Raw genomic sequence first — 7,958 nt, forward strand, 5'->3', positions numbered from 1 at the left:
TCCTCCGGAAAACACTAAACCTTTGAAAGTAAGTATAAGTATATCAACACAATAAAAGAATATGAGTCATCTTAATGGAAGAATTATGCATCAATCAATCAAAAAATCAGAAATAATCAGAATAACGGCCCTGCTAAAATCAAAAAACAGAAAAGCTCTTGAATACTTCTAAGATTTGCTAGAAAAAAATTGAAAAAAAATAACTACACAAGAGCTGTGGAGATATCATTGCCCAAATTGATTCCACAATATAAAAGGTAGGCTTTACGGCTTCGTTGCCGGTTTAGGTTCAACACACAGCACATATTCAGCCCCTCTTGGCCATAAGCAAATGCTTAGCTCCACGGCTTAGGGCTGAAAACGATGCTTAATTGTTGTATGCTGGGCTTTATTCATTACTAGTCATTTATCTCTTTATTACAATTCATAATCCGCTAAAAATATGCACTTCTGTTCCAGAAAAAAATAGTTTTTAGGGTCGGCAAAAAAGCGATGGAAAAGACATACTTATTGACAAGTTTTGGATGTGCGCTTGGTTTTTTGAGCGACTTGGCAATGTGTATGTATTTTAGCGTTGGCATTTTCTTCGATTACATTTACATTACTACTTATTTAATATCATTTTTGATTAAATATGGTTTTACTAATGAACGAAAAAGCCTCAGGAAGTAAATAACCTAATAGTAATAAACTTAGACTGTTTGTAATTGCTATTAGCTCTTTATTGTAAAGTTTAAAACTTAGATTCATTACGATATTTATGACTAATATAAGAAGTAACAATAGCAAGATAAATACAGTACGCTTTTTATTAGTTTTCTTTTTATAGATTGTTTCTGTTTTAGATAAAATAGTCATTGATAAATTCCACCCAAACAGAACCCTATTATTTTGAATGTCAGTAATTCCATTAATTGCATCTGCTTCCTTTAACACTTCATTATCAGAAATTATACTATTGTCATCAATGCTAAATCCAAATTTGTTAAGTAAAAAATTTTTTAAATGCCCCTTGTTATCAAAAACCCATGGACATGCAAATGTGCTAAATCTATAGATGTAATTACTTTTAATATACTCTATTAAACTTCTATTTATTGCAAAATCACTATGACCAATCGATGTCTGTTTATCAACAATTTGCCGAAACCAATTAATTGATGGATTTCTACGAAATGAATATTTTGTAAATTTTTCGTCTATAATTGAATTAAAATTACTTTGATTTTTGGATTTTTTAATAGTGGATATTTCTGTTTCATTAAGTGTATTATATAGAAGCTTAGAACTGTCAAAAGTATTCCAAAAAGGTATGGATGTAATGTATTCTTCAATCGATTCAACATTGTCATAGATATCGGTAATTAGTAATAATCCATTATCATCTAAATTCCTCATACAAATATCTATTACTTTTTCTTGAAGATTTAGACTTTCTATTGTATTAACTTTTTTAGGTTCTTGTTTATCATGAATAATTAAATGATGGAATGAAGCTAGTGATATTACTATTTGAGGTTTTAGGTTACAAATTATTTTTTCAATTTCTAGAATTTCAGGTATTGAATATAATTTTATACCTGAATTATTGTAGTTTTCAGAATTGAAGGACATTTCATTACAAGCCTCAAATGAATGAATGTTGCGAAACCCTGCTTTATGAAGATATTTAGTTAGATATCCGTCTCCTGACATTAAATCAACGATACAAAGACTTGACTTATCTAATTCATTATCCTTAACATAACCATCTAGTACACTAATTATATTAAAAACTTCTAATATTCTTGCATCTGGACATAGATTCAAAGCCTTCTTATAGTACATGGCTTTTTTCTTGAATCTTTCAATTTCTATATTTGCTTTTTCCATAAAATTGCTTTTTTTGATATTAAATCCAATATTTTAATCAACCCAATGCCTAATATTGCAACAACGATTATGCCTGCATACATTTTTGGTAAATATTCTACACTGCCAGAATAATTTTTATAAATAAAAAAGCCTATTCCTTTATTTAAATTTAAAAAATAGTCTAAAGCAATTTCAACGGCAATTACATATGTTACAAGTACTCTTAAAGTAGAGAAAAACACTTCGAGGGTTTCGAAAAATATCACGTGTTTGAAATACTCATATTTGCGGATTTTAATTAACGAAATAATTTCAAACCTGTTTTTGTTAATATTGTTACATGCGTCTGAAATATTAACTGCTAAAATAGCAATGACAGGTAGTGATAACAAAGGAACTAAAAAGTGTGATAGTTTGAATACAATAAATGCAATTGGTAACAAGATTGTTATCGGAATGCTTTTTATAGCATTAAAAAAATTATAAAATATAATATTGATTATTTTATTTAGCCCCATTAAAACCCCAATCGTATAACCTAAGATGCTACCTAAAATTAGACATTGTATGAAAATGTAAAGAGTCTTACCTATATGGGACATTATTTCAAGGGAATTTTCTAACTTAAAGAAGACTTTGAATACACTGATTACACTTGGTATCTGACCTTCAAATAAATTCAAATAATAAAATATTTGCCAAACCAGCAAAAATACAGGTATGAGTATAATTCTAAGAATTGTATTTCTATGCTCTATCTTAACCTTCATATCTTGTAATTTTAACTTTTTTTGAATAGAAGGAATCCGCAATTTCAAGGTTGTGCGAAGTAAATATTATTGCAGAAGATGGAGTAATAAACTCATTTTGAAGGTGTTTTATTATCTCTGTTGACTTTTCAAAATGAATATTCGAAAAAATTTCATCTAAAATGAGTAATTTTGGTTTTTTTATAAGAGCACATATTAAACTAAGATATGCTTTCTCGCCACTTGATAATTGATAAACTTTACGGGTTTTAATATTTTGAAAGTTTTCTATTTTAAGCTTATTCAGAAGCTTTTTGCCTTCATTAATACTGTTTATACAATTCAATGATTTTCCTGCTGTATTAAAAAAAGAGATGTTTTCTTCAAATGAATACCAAGGCAATAAAAAATAGTTTAAATCAGCAGGTAGAAATATATAATTAAGATTACTTTTAAAATTAACCGAACCATCATATAAACTCGAATCAATAAATCCAGAGATGATTTTCAACAAGGTTGTTTTACCTGAACCATTTAGCCCATCAATACAAAGGATATCTCCGCCCGCAATAGTAAAGGAAATATTGTCTAATAAATAATTTTCTGCATTAGAATATTTAAAATATAAATTATCTACTTGGAGCATCGATAAAATATTCATTTGTTATTTGAAATGTACTATCAATTAAGCCAATCTTTTTATAAGAATTGATTGTTGCAATAACTAAATCCTTTGAGAACTCATTTGTTTTGGTTACATCAACCCATGTAGCTTTCATTGCAACTGATTTTGATATATTTAGTTTTTGAATTAATATACCTCTAGCCTCTTTATCATTTTCTCTTATATAATCTACTGCTTCATCCCATGCTTGAAGGAATTTAGTTGCTGCCGCATTATTGTCTCTATAACAATTCTGGGATATTACACTTACTCCAACTGCAGATGGATTATTAAAATGTGCGTAAACGGAACTTGAAATTAATCTTGTTTTACCATCTTCTAAATTAGAGGTTTTCATAGGTTCATATATATGCGAACAATCAATATTCCCACTTTGCATCATTTTAATATGTTCAGGTGGCGGTAATGGCACAAACTCAATAGTTGAGACATTTACATTATTCTCAATTAAAAAGTTTTTTACAGCAGTCTTTGAAGTTATTCCAGGATATACTCCAATTTTTTTCCCCTCTAAATCTTTTAGGTTACTAATTAAACTACCTCGCATTACGCTTAGCGCTTCAAATGGGGGATTATCTTTCATCCTACTATGAGAGAAAATAATAGGATTTAAAGTAACCTTTGTTGATTGATTTATTACATCTACCAATGAAACGGCAGGAAGAACATCTGCGTCTCCTCCTTGTAGTGCGGTAATCATCAAATTGCTGTTAGTTAAATCCACAGTATGAACTTTAAGTCCATATTTTTCATATAAATTCTGTTTTTCAGCAACCCAATGAGGAAGTGATGCAATAATTGAAGGAGGTGTAACAATTTTAATATCATAAACCTCTTTCTTAATAAAGAATTTAACCCCAAAAAGTATAATTACTAAGAATACTCCTATTGTTATTACAGATTTTCTCATGATTATTGATTTAGTTTATCTTTTTTGTGTGTAAAGGTAAAATTATACTTTTTTTTGCATTATGCATTTGCTTGTGCGAATTGCATATGTATTTGACTGTATGGATTGTCATTCAATTTTTATATTTACAGCTACAGCACCTCTATAATTGAAAGCTAAGTTAAAAGTAACTCTTGTATTTGCAGTTATCTTATCCCAAATTGCGTCATACTTTGCACCGAATTCATAACGATAAAAATAAACTTTATCCCCAATTGCATCTCTTGTCAAAAACCCATACTTCGATTCTATTTTGTATACTGTCCCTTTGAATGAAACTAAATGTCCATTATGCCTTACTTTGCCTCTAGGTTTACTTTTAAGTTTTGGTATTATACTTATTGATTTTAATGTGTCAAACAATAAGTTAGCATCATCAATTTCTCCAAGCAGATATATTGTTCTAGCAAACCAAAACTGAGCTTGGTATCTGCTATCACCTTTTGTGAATGACCGTTTTAAATGATGTTTAATTGTTTCTAGATTTGGAACCTTATCTTTGGTAAGATTCATAGCATATCGGAAGTTAACATCTTTATCATTCGGAATTAACCTTAATGTCTCTTCCATAATACCTCTGGCTTTCTCATCATCTCTATTTTGCTCATAAAGATTTGTCAACCTTAGGCATAGATATGGACTTCTTTTATTTAACTCAAAAGCCCTTTCAAGCAGTTTTATTGCTTCTGGCTTATTATTCAATAATTTATTAAATTGAGACTCTGCTTCTAGAATAAATTCTTGCTCAGGGAATTGTTGTCTCGCACTAGCAAAAATTTTCTCAGTCTCCTTAATAGCTCTTTCAATTGAAGGCGGGTCATTATCATCAATTATACGCTTAATTTTAAATATATGAATCTTCAATAGAGTATGATATGGATGTGGTTTATCCTTAAATTTTGAGATTAGCTTTTTGCAAATATCCTCAGCATCTTTTAGATATTTATCTATTTCCAATTTATGCTTTGACTTTTCAGCTTTAACAAATGCTATTTCTGCGAAAGAATGTTGAATTATAGAATCATTAGGTGAAATTTTAATCGCCTCAGAAAGCAAACTCTCAGCCGTATTAATATTTCCTCCGTTTGCTGTCATTTCAAAAATAGCCTCCTGCTGCATTAATTTTGAGTCATCTCCATTACTTTCAGAAGCTATTTTGTATAATTCTCTTATCATTTCTGGGTCTGAAAAATTTTCTTTCAAGTTCCTTGCTTTAGTCATGGAGAGGAATGCTGTTCTGTCATTTTCATAATCGACATCTAAACATGAAAGAATTCTCAAATATTCATCGTAACGCATTTGCTTGTCCGACAATACTTCGGAAAAGATTATTTCTGCAATTTGCTTATGCCTTGTCCTATATACAAAATCATTTATTCGGTAATCTCTACTGTCAAACACAATAAATTCTAAAGGTTTGAAGAGTTTCTCTTTAAAATGCGAAAATGATATGTCATGAACCCGTGAAATTAACCCCGCTCTGGTTTCGGTACCGAGACGATGAAGTATACTAACTGTTAAATAAAGTGACTTTGCTGTTTCATCTGTTATGGAATTGTATTCATCTACCACTATTTCAGAGAATGGCTTTCCTAAAGTACTTTCATACAAAGCAACAAGTAGTTCCCGCCCTGCTTTATATGCAAGAGCTTCGATTCTTTGCTCCTTCGATTTGTTTGCCAAATAACCTAAAGAGTCATACTGTTCAAGTTTATCAAGAAGACTCTCTATTTCCTTATCATTAAGATATTTTAACTGGTAATCATCTGTTAAGTAATTGCATAAGTCTTCGCATTCAGTATTCCACGTATTTACTCGTTCAGCTCCAATAATGCTAATTGGCAGTTTGTCCTTCTTTATTTTCGAGATTAATGAAACTACTTCCTCACTTGAATCAGATATATTATCAATGAATATATAAATCCTTTCTTTTAAGTAGTTACATAACTCAATAATTGGTTCATGTTTAATGATAGCGTTCTTATTATAAAAAATACAAATACGTTCAAACTCAATACTGGCATCCCATGCCAAACGCTTAAGTAATACAGATTTCCCTGAACCAGCGTATCCTTGAAGTAGATAAAATTGAAAATCATCTTTAGCATGGCTTTCATCGTCTAGGAATACTTCGTAAAGAATCGTGTCAGTAATATTTCTGCGAGCATCCAATTCTTTTAGAATAGGATCCCAATTTTCGAAATATCCTTTATAAAATTCCTTTGGGTCTGTATTTTTATCTTTTAATCTAGAATGCACATATTGAATATCATAGGTTAAAAAATTCAATAAAGATTCAGACGGCCTTAGGTCAGTTAAACTAACTGATGATTTATTAAATATCGGATGTATATCATTATCAATAGGTTTGGCTAGAGCTAATTTAACTTTGTCTGGACTAATTTCTTTTTCAAGTTGAATCAAGAAATCACTAAACGTAGATTTTATCGAAGTAATTTTCTTTCCTTCCCACATTCTGGATTCAGCATCTTTTATGCACGGACCAACCATATATGACCTGGGGCGTCCATCTTTTAATTTTCCTAATTCAAGCAATATTGCTCGAATATCATAATCTGCAAAGCTAAAGCCAACAAACAAAAATGTGTATTCATAGGCTAACTCCTCTACTCGATGAAACAACCTATCCCTATTCTTTTTATGCGTTATATATTGGTCGGGTGTTAATATCAAAGGAGTATTTATGTCATTAATATCTGAAATACAACCATGAATTTTCAAAAAAGGTAAATCTTTAACTGATTTTAGCTTATCTCTAATCCGTTCTCCATTTTTAATGAATTTTGCCAATTGTTGCAATGGCTTTTTATTTTGACTATAAGCTCTCTCTATTATGTAATCATAATTGGTTGTAACAATAGATTTCCAAACATAATTTGGGATTTTTTTATGATATTCATTTGGATTAAATGGCTCAAATACATCATATATAAATTGTTGAACAGTCAACAAGTCATATTCCGATATTGCTATCTCAGATGTATATTGTAACGACTGGTCTTTGTAATCCTCAGTGAGGAATTTTTCAACTATAAGGTTAGATAGCTGATTGCCTAGAGGTGGTGGTGTCTTTTTCGGATGTTCAGCTCCAGCAGAAGCACCTGAACCTAAAAATAGCACTACATTTCCTTCTTTAATCTGGTCAAGTAACGGCTTTGGTATCTCCATAATCTTAAATCATTTTGTGGGTTGGCTAAAATTGCACTCTTTTGCAAATTTTGGTTTGAGGGACAGCCTGCGCGATTTGCGAAAGTGTGCAATGTGCGTCGGCTTCCCAATCTGCCCCGAAGGGCAGAAGCGGGCTGGCAAAAACTAATTTTTTCTTGCACCAACCTCCAATCAAAGAGCCAACATTTTCAATCCTTTTTTTCATATTTTCAATCCGGTTATTTCTGTGTAATTCGGTTTCTCAGCCTTGCATACAACGTCCTAGGCTATGCATAGTGTGGTTTTCAAAGCCATTATCTATCTGCCTACTCCGATGTTTATTTTATGTTTATATGTTCTATTCTACTACAAAACCCACATTATGTATGAGCCTTTGTTACCAAGCGTTTTGAACTCTTCAATTTATAGGTTTCATCTCCTTCAAATCACCAAATAATCAAAGCATTAAAATCTATATTATTAGTCATTCTTCAGGGCATTTTTTATTTTAAAAACTCTTTAAGCGGCCAAAAAAGTTCGAACTTAAAATGTC

Annotated in this window: 5 protein-coding genes; all 5 read right to left on the minus strand. The window is 30.7% G+C overall.

All coding sequences use genetic code 11. The features are described from left to right. Nucleotides 1–618: 618 nt before the first annotated feature. Nucleotides 619–1,872: a hypothetical protein gene (locus tag HNS40_RS21230; protein ID WP_172284725.1), complete on the minus strand. Its 1,254-nt coding sequence runs from the start codon at nucleotides 1,870–1,872 to the stop codon at nucleotides 619–621. Continuing rightward, on the minus strand, nucleotides 1,854–2,624 hold the full coding sequence (locus tag HNS40_RS21235; RefSeq protein WP_172284726.1) for an ABC transporter permease: 771 nt from the start codon (nucleotides 2,622–2,624) through the stop codon (nucleotides 1,854–1,856). Before HNS40_RS21235 ends, HNS40_RS21230 begins: the two co-directional genes overlap by 19 nt. Further along, nucleotides 2,614–3,249, minus strand: coding sequence for an ATP-binding cassette domain-containing protein (locus HNS40_RS21240; RefSeq protein WP_172284727.1), 636 nt, complete (start codon nucleotides 3,247–3,249; stop codon nucleotides 2,614–2,616). Before HNS40_RS21240 ends, HNS40_RS21235 begins: the two co-directional genes overlap by 11 nt. Continuing rightward, nucleotides 3,233–4,198 (minus strand): ABC transporter substrate-binding protein, encoded by a 966-nt coding sequence (locus HNS40_RS21245; protein ID WP_172284728.1) that lies wholly within the window; start codon nucleotides 4,196–4,198, stop codon nucleotides 3,233–3,235. The genes HNS40_RS21240 and HNS40_RS21245 overlap by 17 nt, the downstream gene beginning before the upstream one ends. A gap of 108 nt (nucleotides 4,199–4,306) precedes the next feature. Beyond that, nucleotides 4,307–7,426, minus strand: a complete 3,120-nt coding sequence (locus tag HNS40_RS21250) for an SIR2 family protein (RefSeq protein WP_172284729.1) — start codon at nucleotides 7,424–7,426, stop codon at nucleotides 4,307–4,309. Nucleotides 7,427–7,958 lie beyond the last annotated feature (532 nt).

Origin of the sequence: Lentimicrobium sp. S6 (genome assembly GCF_013166635.1) — a bacterium.
In the GTDB taxonomy this organism is placed as follows: domain Bacteria; phylum Bacteroidota; class Bacteroidia; order Bacteroidales; family UBA12170; genus UBA12170.